This is a genomic window from Lactiplantibacillus argentoratensis, assembly GCF_037290055.1.
GTDB lineage: Bacteria > Bacillota > Bacilli > Lactobacillales > Lactobacillaceae > Lactiplantibacillus > Lactiplantibacillus plantarum.
The window spans coordinates 2,851,384-2,866,975 of the sequence record NZ_CP147647.1 but is presented as its reverse complement, the minus strand read 5'-3'; the positions used below and the strand labels follow the sequence as shown (position 1 = coordinate 2,866,975).

The window sequence follows — 15,592 nt, the reverse complement described above, 5'->3', positions numbered from 1 at the left end:
GGTATCATCTGGTACCGACTCAGTAAAAAATGATACTAATCATCTTAATAGTCCCGAATCAGTAGCGGATGGGTTGTGAATGTTAATGTAAAGGGCGAGATTACTTCTGAATTATCGGCATGCAGGAGCTGTTAGTGCCTGTAAATCAACTTATGAGGCAGTGTGATGGTTGACGTAAAAGCCCCCGGATGACTAACGGTGATTTCGCTAGTCATCCGGGGGATTAGGGATGATTTAATTAGTAGTCATTATTCAGTTAATAATAGCTGGTCGGCATCGTTAATTTCGATGATCTTGCCAGGCTTTTGCGTAATTAGGCCTTGACGCTCGAATAAGGCGAGCTTACGGCTAATGCTTTCAGGGGTGGTGCCGAGGAACGTCGCCAGGTCCTTTTTCTTTAATGGTAGTTTAAACGTGTCGGTTTTGAGCGCTGCCGCTGTTTCAGTGATATAGTTCGCTAAACGGGCTTCGACGGATTCAGTGGCCGTGCTGGTTGTTTGACGCTCCAGTTGACTGAGACGTTTGCCAAAGACGTTTAAGACGTTGATGCTGATACTGGGATATTTTTGCATCAAGTCTTGAAAGTCTGAACGGCGAATACTGCAAACATCCGTCGGTACTAAGGCTTCACCGAATGAGGTTCGCCGTTGATTTTCAAATAAGGCAGCTTCGCCATCGATATCACCAGTTTGTAATAGATATAGTAACTGCTCGCGACCATTGGCAGCTAGCTGATAGACTTTAACCTGCCCATTGGCAACAATCATCAGTGAATCCAGTGGATCGTCAGCACCAAATAAAGTGCTGCCGGCTGGATAGTGGTGGTGACGAACGATCGATTCGATGGTATCTAATTGTTCACTACCGAGTTCGCTAAAAATTGGGACTAACTGCACACATTCATGTTCTGCCATAAGGCCCACCTCCTGAATAAATTCACCCTAACTATAACAGATTTTGCTTGGTAGATAGGGTTTGGCGTTTTAAATTTCCTACTGTTTTAATAACTATATTGTAGCGTAAAACTTTTTTGAATTTCTTGACGGCCGTCAAGTTCTGGTCAATCAAATCCGGTTATGATAGAACCATCAAATGAACGACACGGAGGTAATTGATTATGAAAATTATTATGCAATTAGGAACGTTGACTTGCCCATCATGCATGACCAAGATCGAAAAGGCCGTTGCTAACCATGACGGCGTTGAAAATGTTAAGGTGCTATTCAATGCCAGCAAGGTCAAGGCTAACTTTGATCCTGAAGTGACGAATGCCGATGATTTGGCACAAGTTGTTACCGGACTTGGTTACGAAGTTGAAAACGTCAAGGTTAAGTAGGAGGAATAAACGATGAGTGAACTAACGATCGACGAACAATACGCAGCGGAATTAAAACAGAGTGACATTGATCACCATGTCCCAACAGCGGGCGCAATGACGAATCACATTTTATCTAACTTAATGGTTGCTTACGTTAAGTTGACCCAAGTGAAGTGGTACGTTAAAGGACCACAATCATTGGCATTGCGGACAGCATATCAACGTTTGTTAGATCAGAATGTCCGTCAGTTTGCTGAATTAGGCGAATTACTCCTAGATGAAAACCAGAAGCCATCTTCCACAACGGCTGAATTAACCAAGTATTCCATGTTGGAAGAAAATGGGGCTTTCAAGTATCAATCTGCTGATGAACTCGTGGCCGCAACAATCAAGGATTTTGATACGGAAAACCTATTCGTTGACCGGGCTATCAAGCTTGCTGAAAAAGAAACCCGGCCGGCGCTGGCGGCTTGGTTAGTTGCTTATCGTGGCAGTAACAATCGCAATATTCGGGAATTACAAGCTTATCTTGGTAACGATGCTCGAACTGGTTTGGATGAAGAAGATGAGGATGACGACGATTAGGTCGTTGTCGCTGAAGAATTAAACGCTCTGGATAGCGATTGTGTGGGCAAACTATCCAGGGCGTTTTTGCTATTACAACGGGCCTGCGCTATACTAACGACAATTAAATTATATGGGAGGGCCCCGAGATGGCGATTAGCGACATTGTGATGTGGACATTTGTCTTTATTATTGCGACTGGGTTCGTAACGGTGATTTCAACGGCGGTACTGTTGAAGCGAGCAAAACGAGCGCCCAAGGATGCCGAGCAGTCCCACAGTGATGACGACGATGACTGGAAAAAAGATGATTGGAATCATGATGACTGGAAAAAGGGCGATTGGAAAGATTGACTCGATAAGTTGCCTGACAGATACGGTGCTTAACTGAGTCAACTGGCACTAAAAAGACGGTATAACCAACTGAGATTGGCGACACCGTCTTTTTTGGCGTTATTTGGTTTTTAGCAGTAGATCCAAGGAGTGTTCAAGATTCTGAACATCAGCCGTGGTCATCGCATCTACACAATTATTAATATTACGGGCGATGACGAGTTTCATGGCCTTGTCGATACTTGATTTCACTGCTGAAAGTTGAACTAAGACATCTTCGCAAGGACGATTTTCGTCCATCATACGTAAAACGCCGTCCAGTTGACCAGCCGAGCGTTTCAGCCGGGTCTTGATCTGCTTGCTAGTGACATATTCTTCAGTAGTTGCCATGATTCATGATGCCCCCTTCGTAATTAGGCAAGTACTTTTTTGAGTTCGGTTTCAAAATCAGACTTAGGACGTGCTCCGACCATGTGACTGACGACTTGGCCATCTTTCTTAATCAGGAAGGTTGGAATTCCTTGAACTTGGAATTGACTGGCCGTAGCTTGGTCATGGTCAATGTTCAATGAAACGAAGTTGACCTGGTCCTTGTAAGCGGGGTCTTCAGAAAGGGACTTAAGAATTGGGTCCATCATGCGACATGGTGGGCACCAGTCCGCGCGAAAATCAATAACGGCGATACCAGTATCTGTTTCTTTGGCAAAATCTTGATCATGTATTTCTTTAATCATTTTAGCTGACTCCTTTAGTAAGTATTTGTCACTAAATAATATACCCTCATGGGTATATACGAGCAAGTGTTCTGCTTCTGGCCGTGGAGGGATTTAAAAAGGACTGATGTATTGGGTGATTAGATAATAACGATTCGTTGTGGAAGCTAGCGTCTCCTGAGAATCCACTAGTTGTGATCGCGAGCATTAACGTTGAAGATCTCATGTTGACGCGAGCGCGTTATACTAGCGCTTCATAATTATACAACCCAGGGTATCTGGTAGAATTATGTTGAATTATTAGAAACCGCTTATTTAAGCAAAATAAAGCGTTTACATAAACAGTTTTATCTGGTATCTTCAAATTATCATAGATGCTCGGTACCTTACGAGGAGGATTTACAGATGACAGGTTCATGGGAAGCACGCTACGCCGCTGAATTTTTTGGCACGCTGATACTAGTACTACTAGGTAATGGTGCTGTCGCTAACGCGTTCCTGAAGAACACGACTGGTAACGATGATCCAGGACTCGCCAATGGAGGATGGCTCCTGGTTGCATCGGGATATGGACTGGGGGTCATGCTCCCAGCCATGATGTTTGGCTCGATTTCTGGTAACCATTTAAACCCCGCGATTACGATTGGGCAAGCCGTGATTGGAATCTTTCCCTGGGCGCACGTTGCGCCTTACTTAATCTGGCAATTTCTAGGAGCAATCGCAGGCCAATGCTTGATTTTGGCACTGTACTGGCCCTATTATCGGCAAACGACTGATAATGAGGCGGTCTTAGGGACGTTTGCAACTAGTGATCATGCGAACAGTCAGTTAAACGGTTTTGTTACGGAAATGGTAGGAACCGCAGTCCTGATTTTTGGTGCCATGGGATTATATCGCGGGATGTTTTTTCATCAAAATATCGATATCGCCAATATTGGCGTTGGACTTTTGATTGCTGCCATGGTTATTTCGTTAGGCGGTCCAACCGGTCCGGCCCTAAATCCGGCCCGTGACTTGGGACCACGGTTAGTACACGCACTATTACCAGTACCGAACAAGGGTGGTTCTCACTGGGAATATAGTTGGGTTCCCGTGGTTGCCCCAATTGTTGGTGCCGTTATTGGAATTTGGATTTATAAGATCTTTTTTGGTTTATAATCGCAATTAATTAACCGAGCGTATTTATGAAATTATTATTGGTCTATCATTTTTGATTGCAATATGATAAAACGGTCCGCCGACTAGCTGGGGAAGACTAGTCGGCGGACCGTTATTGGTTGCTAGGCCTGTAACCAAGTTGGGGAGACTTGATTAAGCTGTGGCTGCTTGAATGTTTTTAGTTGGTTGGTGTTTGTCGAACTTGGTTTGGAAATTGATTAACCGCATAGCATTGAAGATAACGACTAAGATACTAGCCTCATGGACAAACATCCCACTGGCCATGTAGATATAACCGAAGATTAGCCCAATCAGTAGGAAGGCCACGGTGGCAATGGCGATGAAGATGTTTTCACGAGTGTTCAAGACAGTTTTCTTGGCGAGACCGTGGGCGTGTACTAATGCGGGGAAGTTTGATTGCATCAAGACGACATCGGATGTGTCGATGGCAACGTCAGTCCCACTACCCATTGCGATTCCGATATCGGCGTTAGCGATTGAAGGACTGTCGTTGATGCCATCTCCAATAAAGGCGACCGTGTTACCGGCTGCTTTTAGTTTCTTAACGTATTCGACTTTTTCTTCTGGCAAGAGGTTGGCGTGAACTTCATCTAGGTTCAATTCGTTGGCAACGGCTTGAGCGGTGAGTTCATTGTCTCCAGTTAACATAACGAGTTTCTTGATTCCTTGGGCTTTTAATGCGGCGAGGGAATCCTTCACGCCTGGACGAATCGTATCGGCAATCCCGAAGATGAGTTGAACTTGTCCGTCGACTGCCATGATAACGGTTGATTGACCACCAGCTTGTAAATCATTGAGATCTTTGAGTTGAGTAGGATTTAGTTTGATATTATGAGCCGTCAACATTTTTTGATTACCAATGACAACTTCTTGTTGACCGACTTGTGCACAAATCCCTTGACCCTTAACGGTTTCAGTGTCATCTAGGACGGGAGCGACCCCCGCTGACTGCTGGTCGGCATAACTGACGATTGCTTGGCCTAACGGATGGTCGGAAACGCCCTCAATAGCGGCAGCGAGAGCTAGTTGATTATCCGCATTGTTTGTGTAAGTGTGCATGGTTGTAACGGCAGTGTTACCTTCCGTTAAAGTACCGGTCTTATCGAAGACCAGGGTATCGACTTTGGCAAAAGTATCGACGACTTCACCACCCTTGATCAGGATACCACGCTTGGCACCATTCCCGATTCCGGCAACGTTTGACACTGGGGCGCCGATAACTAAGGCACCTGGGCAACCGAGAACCAGTACCGTGATTGCTAAGCGGAAGTCACGGGAGAAGGCGAAGACTAAGACTGCTAAAACGAGGACGGCAGGCGTATAATATTGAGCAAAGCGGTCGATGAACTTTTCAGCTTTGGACTTGGTATCTTGAGCTTCTTCAACCAATTCAATAATTTTGGCAAAAGTCGTGTCGTCGCCAACCTGAGTCGCTTTGATCTTCAGATAGCCATTTTCAACCATTGTTCCGGAGTAAACCGAGTCCTTGAGTTGCTTGTTGATTTGGCGTGCTTCACCCGTAATTGAGGCTTCGTTAAGGTAGCCGTTACCTTCAACAACAATCCCGTCAACGGGAACCTGACTCCCAGTTTTAACTAGGACAACGTCACCTTCGTCCACATCATCAACGTCGACTTCTTCGGTGCCATCATCAGTAACTAAAGTTGCGGTAGTTGGTGACATGTCAGTCAAGCCTTTGATTGCGGTCCGCGTCTTCTGCAAGGTCTTGCTTTCGAGATAGGAGCCAAACAAGAAGAGGAAAGTAACGATTGCGGATTCGTTGAATTCACCAATAATGAATGCCCCAATCACTGCGATACTAACTAACAGTTCAATACTGAAAACTTTGTTCCGAAGTGCGCTCCAAGCACGAACCGCAATCGGAATGACGGCAATAATTGAAGCAACTGCTAAAATGACTTGGTAACCGAGCGTAAATTGTAAGAGATATTTACTGAGCATCCCAAGGACAATCAGAATCCCCGTAACTAATGTAATTTGATTCGTATGTTTAGTGAGAAATAATTGGAATTTCATAATTTGCAACTCCTTATTTGATTTGATGACCCTAGTATAGTGAGTTCAGCTTGATGGCAACTTGATAGGCGTCAAGTTTTGTAAAATAACAGTATTAATTCCAGATTGACTGCTGATTGCTGGCAGTGATTATGATTAAAACATGCCATTTAGTTGGCTTACTGTTCGTCAGCCGGTGAGCGTCCTATTCCGACCTCCGGGGCTGGGTGACAATTGCTGGAACGTAAGCCGACGTCGATTTGAGCTAACGCACAACCCGCGTCATCTCAAATACGAGTCTTATTCTAAGCCGGAAGAAAGGCACTTCCGACTAAGAATAATTTGGCTACTGAGCATTGTCACCCAGCCCCTACAGTCGGGAACCCGCTCGAATGGCTGATGAACGGCCACCTAACTTGGTACAATTTGTCGTTGGCTATTTTGATAATGGAATTTTAAACGAGACTTTAAGGTTACATTAACCACTTTGTCGAGACGTTCTATTATTACTATAGTGATTTCGAAATAGTGAGCTATCAAAATGTTACTTTCTACCTGACAGTTGCTCGACAAAATTACTGTTTATGAAGAACAATGATAAGTCCATCAAAAGTTGGGTACCTCACCGTCTGCCATTCGAATACTGTCCCGACTGGAAGGCGTTTCTGACAATGCCCAGTGGTGAAATTTCATTTAGCAAGCGTCTTGTGCTTGGTTAGTGAAAGGCCAGTATTTAAGACGTGGGCTTCGGCTTAAATCTGTGCCCACCACGTTCCGGCAATTGGCAGAAATGCCTGGAAGTCGGCGTAGGACGAACGAACTAAGCAGGTTTACGCTAACCCGAACTGTTTCCAGTGGGTCTAAGCTAGCTGCTTTTGAATTTAAAAAATGGCATGTTTTAATCATGTTTCATGACAAGTTAACGGAAGAATAGGTAGGATGATCAAGTTTGAGTATACAAGAGGTATAGGAGGGGAAAAACGTGGATTATCAAATAACGCAGGCCAATCAACCCTTGATGCCGGCATATTTTCAGGGGCGTTGGGCGGTCAAGCAAATTGCGGATCGAGACGTGATGTATAGCACTAATTTGGGTGCTGAAATCGATTTTCAAGTCACTGATGCTAGTTTTGTGCGGTTGACATTCTTGCCGTTGGCGTATGAGCTACCGAGTTGGGTGGCGATTCAGATTGATGGCTTGCCTTTTCAACGGCAGGCGGTGACGAATGACCCCCTATGGTTGACACTGGATGGTCGGCCTCACGTGGTACGGGTAGTTTTGAGTGGTAATACTGATGAGGACCGTGTGTGGGATGGCAATCAAGGTTTTGCAGTGAAAGCCCTGACGACAGATGGTGAGTTACAGCCAGTTCGGTTAGGCCGACACAGTGTGACGTGGATTGGGGATTCACTGACGGCCGGCTGCTGGGTCATGGGTAAGAACCCTGCCGAAGATTATCGCGCGGAAGCCAACTATGCGGCGGTTGCGAGTGACTTGTTGAATGCACGGAATGTCCGCATTGCTTATAGTGCCGTTGGTCTCAGTAAACCAGGAACTGGTGGCGTACCGGTACTGCCGGAGGTTTTAACAGCCGTGGATAGTAAAACGACGTGGCAACCAGTACCCACGGATTTAGTTGTGATTAATGTTGGTACTAATGATCGGCATACGGATGATACGACGTTCACGGTAGTTTTGCGCCGCTTTCTTAATCAGGTGCAGACGCTTTACCCGAATAGCCGGCTTGCTGTAATGATCCCGTTTAATCAGAATTTTGCAGCGATTATTCGCGCGGTCGTGGCCGAATTTATGCAATTGCAACTCATTGAAACGGCGACTTGGCAACTCAGTACCACAGACGGGGTGCATTTAGATTTAGCCGGTTCCCGGATGGCGGGCGAATTAACAGCACAAGCGTTGCGAACACAGTATCCAGATGTTTTTAAATCGTAACCAATTAATCTTATAAAAATCCCGTTTTACTGTCGCGATGTTCTGCTACAGTGAAACGGGATTTTTTGGTGGCACTACTAGATTTTAAAAATAAACGTTACCGCTGGCGGTGTAGTGATTGCGACTGTAAATACCGGGCCGCAGCGAGCACCTTTTCGGGAATATCCACGTGGGCGATGAAGCCCTGACCACGGGGGCCATAACCGGTGGGGGTATCCACTAGGCGTTGAAATTCACCGAGTAAGAGTTCAGTGAAATAAGCGGGTTGCCAGCCAGCTAATGCTGTGGTTGGCGTAAATTGCATTGGTTGTAGCTGGTTTAATTGCAAGGTCGCCGGCGCATAGCGAATAAAGTTGGCATTGGGCCAATTGGCTGAGAACGTTAGGGTAGTCCGCCGCGCGAGTAACGGGTCTTGTACGAGTAGGACGTGGCGCCAATCGGTGGGGGCTAACGCGCGGGCATGCGTGGCATTGCTACCAGTATTGGTAGAAGTCTTATCGAGGCGGATACTACCTTGATAGCCAGTCGTTCGAACAAGCGTCGCCATCAACTCAGCCTCACTAGCTTGAGATTTTGGCAGGTTTAAGTTTTGCCGCAAATACTTAGTGGCGTGGCCGATGCCGCCCGCAATAATGAGTAGTGGTAATTGATAGTCTTGGGCTAACTGGCCCGCTGCAGTGGCTGTTGCTGGGAGGCTGTTGCCACAAAGGACCAGGCCATCGAGGTGCTCAGGCAAGGCGGTGGTGTGTGTCAACCAAGCCAGACATTGATTGAAAGCGGTCAGTTCGTCCAATTACTTGGCCTCCTTAGTCCCAAAGTGAGCCGCTGCGGCCCCAAAGTTGAACCGTTGGAAGTGAACATTTTGAAAGCCTGCTTGCTGAAACATCGTTGCTAACTGTTGGTAGCTTGCAAAGTGACGAGTGGTTTCCTGTAAATAGGAATATTCCTGATATTGATGGGCGAATAAGCGCCCGAATAGTGGGACTACTTTTGTGAAATACCACTGCCAGACCGGTTTAATCAATGGCTGATCGGGTTGAGACGTCTCTAAGCAGACTAAGCGAGCCCCCGGTTTTAGTACGCGATAAATTTCAGTTAAAGCTTGGGCTTTATCAGGCAAGTTGCGGAGTCCGAAGCCAATCGTGACGAGGTCAAAGGTGTTGTCCTTAAACGGAAGATGCATCGCATTGCCGCGGCGCAACCAGACCCGATCGGCAACCTGTTGCTGGGTCACTTTTTGTTGTGCCAGTTTTAACATTGGGGCTGAAAAGTCTAATCCGATGACTTCACCGGGTGCCTGTAATTCTTTAGCCAGCGCGATCGTCCAATCACCCGTACCACAACAGAGGTCGAGAACATGGGCGTTAGGCGCTAAATGGATTTGGGCCATCGTTTGCTTGCGCCAATGACGATGCGTTCCGAGACTGATGATGTTATTCATCCGATCATAGTTCGGCGCGATGGTGTCGAACAAACCTTGGACATTATGTAAATAGCGATTTGCCATAAATGATACCTCCTGATAGTTGCTTTACTTACTACTATAGCAGATGTTGGTTGCCAGTTACCGTGAAAAGGAATGATAATCAATATAAAGCCACGAGATTGAGTTCGCTGTTGTCAATATTGTTCGTGAATAAACCGTTAAACTAAAGTTAAAACAACATAAAGGCAGTCTCAATCGGTATGTATTAAGTACCAATCAAGACTGCCTTTTTTGACAGCGTGTTCCTAGTCGAAGCCTTAACGTCAAAACGAGTACGCTAGTAATAGCTTAAAAATCATCATCTGCAATTTGAGCGAACAGGTCACGTGATGGGATGAAGAACGCTTGTCCGGATAGTAAAGTTGAGAAAGTTAGTAAAAAGTCACTTTGGTCGACCATGTTTTGCAGCATGCCTTTGGTAACCGTCCAGTGACGGGCATAACCAATGAAGTAGGTCCCTGTGTTACCAGCTGCTGGATTGGAGTACGGGACATTCATCCGAACGATTTTTTGTTCGACACCATCAATTTCCAATTTTGAAGCAACGTTGTGAGCATTCTTAAACTTGTCTTCGTCTTCTAACTCGAAGTCGCTGAATTTTTCACGGCCCACGGCTTTTTCCTGATCTTCGGTGTGCATATGTTCCCACACGGGCATATCATGTTGCCATTTCTGTGCAAAGGCGTAAGAGCCGTTGATGAACTGGGGATCTTCGTCACCAACTAAGGCATAATCAGCGGCATCTTCTACGGCCGGCGCTTCCGTACCGTCGATAAAGCCAATGATGGCCCGGCCCTCGAAGTAACGAAAGCCCTTCGTCTCATCGAGGACGGTCGTGATTGGCGCTAAGACCCGCTGGAACTGCGTTTGACATTCGTAGACGACTGCTTCGTTGCTGGCGCGAATGTGGAAAAAGAGGTCGCCAGGTGTTGCTGGCATGGTGTATTTGGGTCCACTTAAGGTGGTGTAGGTTTCTAATTCTTTAGGTTTGGGTGCGCCAGGAAACAGGTAATCCCAAGCGGCGCTACTGATGCCGATGCTAACTTTTAATTGGGTACCAGTTTCAGGTTTGGCGTCCCGGATGCGTAATGAGCGAATGATGGCTTGTGACCGATCTGCAAATTCCTGAAAGACTTCCCGGTCGTGTTGCTGATTCTGCCGATTTAATTGAAGAACGGTAAATTGAACGTGTTCACCGACATCTTTCCAGACATCTTGGGCGCGATTGGGATTGATTGGCATGGTATATTTCCTCCATAAATTGTTTGATATTGTTAGCGTACATGGTGATACGGGTAGCGTCAAATAAAGGCAAGCGGCGGGTATGAATAATGACGACATTCGCAGCATCAGGGGTAGGCGGCCAAACTAACGTGGTATTAGAACATGAGTAATAATGATTAGCAAATAAGCGCAAAGCTAGTTTTAAATTTGAAACTGTATTAGTGGGTCCTGTGAGCTATAGCTCACAGGACCCACTAATACTTTAACAAAAATGAAACTTTATCTGTCCTAATTGCAGATAATTGTAATTAAATATCTGTGTAATTACTAAGTAACTTGTAAATCATCGTTTTTAGCAAGGGATAGTTTGAGACATTTAGACGGCTATTACAAGTATATTAATACTTGAACGGATTAGTCAGTTGGAATTATCGGTGTTTGTAATGGATGGCTCACAGCCATTTGTTTAATCGTGAGGGCTTGTACTCATAACGAAAATAGGTCTTTTCAAAGGACGCGATCCGAAGTCGTTTTAAACGACCTTGGATTCAATCAAAAAAAGACGTTTTAAATGCATGAGATACAGTTAGAAAAAGACGGGGTTGGGCCGTGTATTAGGTAATAGCATGTGAATATTGTAATGCCCCGAATTTTCGGGTGATTGAAACTTATTGTGACTTTTCCACCAGTTTGAATCAGTATGCCCCTCATGGTAAGAGAAGCTACACTTTTGATTAATTTGTTAAGGCCAAGTTTGCACTAAGTGTTCGGACTATATGGTTTATAAACTATATAGCGCTGGCAGTGTATGTCAAAATGGCCTTGTAGATACCTGATAAAAAAAACGAAAGTGGATGAAAAAAGGTAGGCTATCGTTGATTGTAGCGGAGATAATTGAACTTGAGGAGTTTCATCATTCAATCTGAACAGTAAAGATGTGTTCAGTTTTGGACAGATTTTACAAAGCCATATATTTAAAGATGTGCGCAATTTTGCGCAGATGTTTTCTAGCAATATAAAATGGAATTAATCATTTTCAAAGACACCTGAAACTCTTGCCCCCATTGATGTACAGCGTGATTTAATGAATTTAGAAAGTGCGTTTTAGTCAATTTGACCAGAGAAATTTGCAATTACCCTAGCAACACTGGATAATATAGAAGTTGCCTACCTATACCGTGTAACGGATGGGAGGTGTCTCTATTGTTCAATTCGCTAATCGCCCCGCTTATTGTAGCTGTTTTAACCGCTTTGTTTTCAAAGTGGTTAGATCGTAAAGACAAGAAGTAGGCTGGCTAGGCAACATCTAATACACCCATTTAGTACATAAGCGTAAAAAATACCCTCAACTACGGCAATAGTTGGGGGTATCGGTGTCTCCAATGTTCAATTCTAATCGCAAGTACATTATAACAGCTATATAAGGCAAAATCTAATTTATCTAGCTATCATAAGGAAAAAATGTTTTTAGTCATATATAACAACGCTTTTTAAGCATGATCCATATAAAATAAAAAACCATCCGTTTAAGATAGCTCTTACATCAGCCCACCAGCATTAAAAGTGTTCTGGATCCTACTATGATAAGTGATTAAAATTCAATGCTGAGAGATTAATTAATGATTTGTATACATGTTCATATTTTATTAACGACAAACCATCCAATAATCGTTAATATGATGGTTCGAATAATTTTTAATCTGCTGTCTATGATTCGGTTTTCATCGTCTAACATCCACTTCCAAATATGTTTTACGCATAGAACGATAACTGATACCAGTACATATGATTGTAGGATTAAAACGATGTAGGTTAAGCCAAAATTATTACCGCTACTTAATAGTTTTGGCGTGACCAATATTTCTATAATTGAAAGTGTCATGATCCAAAATAGTATGTATTGAAATAGTCTCTTAAGGTCAATTTTAAATTTTTCTTCAGGAGCAAAATTGATTGCTAAGGATAATAATGATATTCCTAGAACTAATAATACTAATATAGAATGCCAAACAGAGAGCATAGGATCGGTTAGAAATATGAGGGGGTGCTCCTTTCTGTATCCCCTCCCATCGGTCCTAAAATATATCAACGCAAAGAAGAGTATGTTACTCAGGAAGAAGCTAAATGAAAATTTAACCATTAAATTGAAATGAATATTGTTATGAAATCTTTGTATTTCTTTTTTAAATAATGACGACTGTGTAAGTTTATTTATCATACAGGTACCTCTCCTAAGTTGTTTATACAAAGTTGCTGAATTATTGGTTATAATTGTTAGGCTAAGTAGTCAAGGCAAAAAATAACCGCCACCCAATCACCGGGTAACGGTAAACGCCTGTCAGTCAACGGATTATATTCTGATGTTATCTCCGATGCTTTCCATGTTATCTAATTATGGATAAATAGAGTCAATCAGGATTTATAGAAAATACTGGTTTGACAGCATTTATTAGTTCCGGAAAACACTAATATGGACCCTACCGGATTTGAACCGACGACCTCCTGCATGCGAAGCAGGCGCTCTCCCAACTGAGCTAAGGGCCCAATACACTTTTAGTATACCGCAAAATGCTAGTCGTGCAAGTCTAGTTTGGTCATCAATGGCGACTAGCACGATGATTTTGATTGCCACGAATTTTATGCACTCGTCGTTTGTACTGTGCTTTTTGGTTGCTGACAAACTTGAAGTGTTGCATTTTGCCGCCGAAGACTTGACCATTCAGCCTTAATTTTAGCCAATCTTGCATAACGGCCATCATTGAATTAATTTGGGTGATCCGTAATTTGTCATGTTGTTGTTGTGCTAGTGGTAATAAATTAGTAGCTAACTGATTAACTAATTTTTGATGGTAAGTCATTAATTCGGGTGTTAATGGGGCATCGGTATAAGTATTAAATAATTTTTGAATTGTTTGAAGTGCATCTTTGATGTCGGTTGGTTGATAATAACGATTGTCTGTATTCGTCAAGTTAATTTCCCCTTTGTCATTTTAGTATAGCAAATTTTATTTAAAAAGCATGGTTTAGCGTGGTCAAAGTCAGCGGTGGCGGTTACAATAGGGATAAATTTAGGAGGTGCGCATCATGACCACAGTAACCGCATTGGAAACTCAAGCAGGCCAAGTCTTGGATCAGTCCTACGCCCAGTTTAAACAAGCCCAGTTGGCGCTGAGCAAAGAGCAGATATTTGCTAACGCTGCTCAGATTTTTACTGTTGGTGAAATTGCTGCTGCGACACGGCAATATTTATTTGACGAAGAGATCGCACAACAAGTGATCAAGTTGCAAGACCAGGTATTACCGACCATGTATCAACAGGGACAAAGTGGCGAATTCTTGAAGTTGAACTTTACGGGTAATGATATTCGATGGCTATTAGGATTACCGCGAACGCATCATCGCCAACGAATATCTAAATAGTCCAAATTAACCGAACGTTTGGTCGTAATTAAATTGAAATTTAACCGAATTTCCAGGAATTGTCACTGGAAATTCGGCTTTTTAAAATAAAAATAACTTTTTTTCGTCAAAGTTGCTAAATGGTCTCAAATTTTAGTAATAAAACGATGCCGGTATGATAGGGTTTCAGCGCGGAAATGTTACGATGGCTAATTATTGTTACGGTTTTGTAACTTTCGTAACATATTGTTATTTTGCTGGTATTGGTATGTAACACAAATTGAGTAGTATAGACGTTGGCTTGAAGTACATACGTGACATTCTTTTTGGAGTGATCATTATTAAAGTGAAAGTAAATATTAAACAAGTGATGTTAGGAACTGCTGCTTTAGCTGGTATGTTAGTTACTAGTCAAGCAGTTGCCAATGCCGATTCAATGACAATCAAAGCAGGGGACACTGTTTGGGCATACGCACAAAAGTACAATGTTTCTGTTGACAAGATTGCTGAAGCTAATGGTTTAAGCAATCCTAATATGATTATTGCTGGTAAGACCATCAATATTCCTGGTGTTAAGACCGGTGAAAAGGTTACGGCTAAGAAGACCGCTGCTAGTGCAAGCAGTGCCAAGTCGACTAGTGCTGCAACTTCAACGAGTTCACAAGCTGCTAGTTCAACTACTAGTGCAAGTAGTACGAGCCAAGCAGTATCAAGTAGCTCAGTAGCTGCGCAATCGAGTAGTACTTCAACTGCTAGTGCAAGCAGTGTAACTTCAAGTGCTTCAACGAGTTCAGTAGTTTCACAAGCTAGTTCAAGTGCTGTAACTAGTTCAGCAACTTCACAAAGCTCTGCTAGCCAAAGTTCAGCTTCACAAGCATCACAAAGCTCAACTTCAGTAGCATCGTCTACTAGCACGCAATCAGCTGCTACTTCAACGAGTTCACAAGCTAGCTCAACTGCAAGTAACACAACAACGAACAGTTCATCAACAACGACTGCTACTGCAACAGCCTACCGTGCTTCAGCAACAACTAGTTCAACTGCATCATACAGTTCAGTAATTGCTGCTGGCAAGACTTTCATTGGCACACCTTACGAACAAATGGATTGCTCTGCATTCACGCAAGCTGCCTTTGCTAAGGTTGGTCGTTCAATTGGTCGGACTACTTATGCCCAAGCAACGATTGGTACTCACGTATCATTCAGCCAAGCACAAGCTGGCGACTTGATTTTCTGGGGTTCTGATTCAGCACCTTACCACGTTGGGATTTACTTAGGCGGTGGCCAATACATCGCTTCACCAACTTATGGTGAAACTGTTTCAATTAAGAGCACAGCTTACTACACACCAAGCTTTGCTATCCACATGTAATTAATATCCTTTAAATGGATAAATAGCATCATCCC

16 protein-coding genes and 1 tRNA gene are annotated in these 15,592 nt (G+C 43.6%); 8 read left to right on the top strand and 9 right to left on the bottom strand.

All coding sequences use genetic code 11. The features are described from left to right. Positions 1 to 248: 248 nt before the first annotated feature. A complete protein-coding gene (locus V7R88_RS13745; RefSeq protein ID WP_003643028.1) occupies positions 249 to 914 on the bottom strand; it encodes a Crp/Fnr family transcriptional regulator in 666 nt (221 codons plus the stop codon). Positions 915 to 1,114: 200 nt separating this feature from the next. Between V7R88_RS13745 and V7R88_RS13740 the strand changes: the two genes are divergently transcribed. The 3 genes from V7R88_RS13740 (at position 1,115) to V7R88_RS13730 (ending at position 2,235) form a co-directional block, all read left to right on the top strand. Continuing rightward, positions 1,115 to 1,336 (top strand): heavy-metal-associated domain-containing protein, encoded by a 222-nt coding sequence (locus V7R88_RS13740; RefSeq protein ID WP_024272221.1) that lies wholly within the window; start codon positions 1,115 to 1,117, stop codon positions 1,334 to 1,336. A 12-nt stretch (positions 1,337 to 1,348) separates the two neighbouring features. After that, positions 1,349 to 1,903, top strand: coding sequence for a Dps family protein (locus tag V7R88_RS13735; protein WP_054398291.1), 555 nt, complete (start codon positions 1,349 to 1,351; stop codon positions 1,901 to 1,903). A gap of 128 nt (positions 1,904 to 2,031) precedes the next feature. Then, positions 2,032 to 2,235, top strand: coding sequence for a hypothetical protein (locus V7R88_RS13730; protein ID WP_003645582.1), 204 nt, complete (start codon positions 2,032 to 2,034; stop codon positions 2,233 to 2,235). A gap of 99 nt (positions 2,236 to 2,334) precedes the next feature. Here the strand turns inward: V7R88_RS13730 and V7R88_RS13725 are convergent, their stop codons facing one another. After that, positions 2,335 to 2,604, bottom strand: a complete 270-nt coding sequence (locus V7R88_RS13725) for a metal-sensitive transcriptional regulator (protein WP_003643024.1) — start codon at positions 2,602 to 2,604, stop codon at positions 2,335 to 2,337. A gap of 23 nt (positions 2,605 to 2,627) precedes the next feature. Beyond that, positions 2,628 to 2,948 carry a thioredoxin family protein gene (locus V7R88_RS13720; RefSeq protein WP_054398289.1) on the bottom strand — a complete coding sequence of 107 codons (321 nt, stop codon included), beginning with the start codon at positions 2,946 to 2,948 and terminating at the stop codon, positions 2,628 to 2,630. 384 nt (positions 2,949 to 3,332) lie between these two features. Here V7R88_RS13720 and V7R88_RS13715 point away from each other — a divergent pair, with 384 nt between their 5' ends. Then, on the top strand, positions 3,333 to 4,085 hold the full coding sequence (locus V7R88_RS13715; protein WP_057717876.1) for an MIP/aquaporin family protein: 753 nt from the start codon (positions 3,333 to 3,335) through the stop codon (positions 4,083 to 4,085). Positions 4,086 to 4,238: 153 nt separating this feature from the next. On the opposite strand, the gene V7R88_RS13710 is transcribed toward V7R88_RS13715, so the two are convergent. Then, on the bottom strand, positions 4,239 to 6,143 hold the full coding sequence (locus tag V7R88_RS13710) for a heavy metal translocating P-type ATPase (RefSeq protein ID WP_057717877.1): 1,905 nt from the start codon (positions 6,141 to 6,143) through the stop codon (positions 4,239 to 4,241). Between the two features lie 961 nt (positions 6,144 to 7,104). Here V7R88_RS13710 and V7R88_RS13705 point away from each other — a divergent pair. Beyond that, positions 7,105 to 8,076: an SGNH/GDSL hydrolase family protein gene (locus tag V7R88_RS13705; RefSeq protein ID WP_060599057.1), complete on the top strand. Its 972-nt coding sequence runs from the start codon at positions 7,105 to 7,107 to the stop codon at positions 8,074 to 8,076. Between the two features lie 97 nt (positions 8,077 to 8,173). Here the strand turns inward: V7R88_RS13705 and V7R88_RS13700 are convergent, their stop codons facing one another. The 3 genes from V7R88_RS13700 to V7R88_RS13690 all read right to left on the bottom strand — a co-directional run bounded on the left by V7R88_RS13700 (position 8,174) and on the right by V7R88_RS13690 (position 10,804). Continuing rightward, a complete protein-coding gene (locus V7R88_RS13700) occupies positions 8,174 to 8,869 on the bottom strand; it encodes a YdcF family protein (protein ID WP_057717878.1) in 696 nt (231 codons plus the stop codon). Next, complete coding sequence (locus V7R88_RS13695; RefSeq protein WP_003645523.1) at positions 8,870 to 9,583, bottom strand: demethylmenaquinone methyltransferase; 714 nt, start codon at positions 9,581 to 9,583, stop codon at positions 8,870 to 8,872. Positions 9,584 to 9,850: 267 nt separating this feature from the next. Then, the gene (locus V7R88_RS13690; RefSeq protein WP_057717879.1) at positions 9,851 to 10,804 is read right to left on the bottom strand and encodes a Dyp-type peroxidase; all 954 of its coding nucleotides are present in this window, start codon (positions 10,802 to 10,804) and stop codon (positions 9,851 to 9,853) included. A 1,176-nt stretch (positions 10,805 to 11,980) separates the two neighbouring features. Between V7R88_RS13690 and V7R88_RS13685 the strand changes: the two genes are divergently transcribed. Continuing rightward, positions 11,981 to 12,076 carry a type I toxin-antitoxin system Fst family toxin gene (locus V7R88_RS13685; RefSeq protein ID WP_106786107.1) on the top strand — a complete coding sequence of 32 codons (96 nt, stop codon included), beginning with the start codon at positions 11,981 to 11,983 and terminating at the stop codon, positions 12,074 to 12,076. Between the two features lie 1,181 nt (positions 12,077 to 13,257). On the opposite strand, the gene V7R88_RS13680 is transcribed toward V7R88_RS13685, so the two are convergent. Continuing rightward, positions 13,258 to 13,330, bottom strand: a tRNA-Ala gene (locus V7R88_RS13680). A 53-nt stretch (positions 13,331 to 13,383) separates the two neighbouring features. Beyond that, the gene (locus tag V7R88_RS13675; RefSeq protein ID WP_003643010.1) at positions 13,384 to 13,755 is read right to left on the bottom strand and encodes a hypothetical protein; all 372 of its coding nucleotides are present in this window, start codon (positions 13,753 to 13,755) and stop codon (positions 13,384 to 13,386) included. Positions 13,756 to 13,870: 115 nt separating this feature from the next. On the opposite strand from V7R88_RS13675, the gene V7R88_RS13670 reads away from it, so the two are divergent. Next, positions 13,871 to 14,206, top strand: a complete 336-nt coding sequence (locus tag V7R88_RS13670) for a hypothetical protein (protein ID WP_003643009.1) — start codon at positions 13,871 to 13,873, stop codon at positions 14,204 to 14,206. 325 nt (positions 14,207 to 14,531) lie between these two features. Further along, positions 14,532 to 15,557, top strand: a complete 1,026-nt coding sequence (locus V7R88_RS13665) for a C40 family peptidase (RefSeq protein ID WP_060599056.1) — start codon at positions 14,532 to 14,534, stop codon at positions 15,555 to 15,557. Positions 15,558 to 15,592 lie beyond the last annotated feature (35 nt).

What these genes read in the sequence shown, in the direction of transcription:
- V7R88_RS13745 (WP_003643028.1), bottom strand. Translation starts at nt 914, where the DNA reads ATGGCAGAACATGAATGTGTGCAGTTAGTCCCAATTTTTAGCGAACTC.
- V7R88_RS13735 (WP_054398291.1), top strand. Translation starts at nt 1,349, where the DNA reads ATGAGTGAACTAACGATCGACGAACAATACGCAGCGGAATTAAAACAG.
- V7R88_RS13730 (WP_003645582.1), top strand. Translation starts at nt 2,032, where the DNA reads ATGGCGATTAGCGACATTGTGATGTGGACATTTGTCTTTATTATTGCG.
- V7R88_RS13725 (WP_003643024.1), bottom strand. Translation starts at nt 2,604, where the DNA reads ATGGCAACTACTGAAGAATATGTCACTAGCAAGCAGATCAAGACCCGG.
- V7R88_RS13720 (WP_054398289.1), bottom strand. Translation starts at nt 2,948, where the DNA reads ATGATTAAAGAAATACATGATCAAGATTTTGCCAAAGAAACAGATACT.
- V7R88_RS13715 (WP_057717876.1), top strand. Translation starts at nt 3,333, where the DNA reads ATGACAGGTTCATGGGAAGCACGCTACGCCGCTGAATTTTTTGGCACG.
- V7R88_RS13710 (WP_057717877.1), bottom strand. Translation starts at nt 6,143, where the DNA reads ATGAAATTCCAATTATTTCTCACTAAACATACGAATCAAATTACATTA.
- V7R88_RS13695 (WP_003645523.1), bottom strand. Translation starts at nt 9,583, where the DNA reads ATGGCAAATCGCTATTTACATAATGTCCAAGGTTTGTTCGACACCATC.
- V7R88_RS13690 (WP_057717879.1), bottom strand. Translation starts at nt 10,804, where the DNA reads ATGCCAATCAATCCCAATCGCGCCCAAGATGTCTGGAAAGATGTCGGT.
- V7R88_RS13670 (WP_003643009.1), top strand. Translation starts at nt 13,871, where the DNA reads ATGACCACAGTAACCGCATTGGAAACTCAAGCAGGCCAAGTCTTGGAT.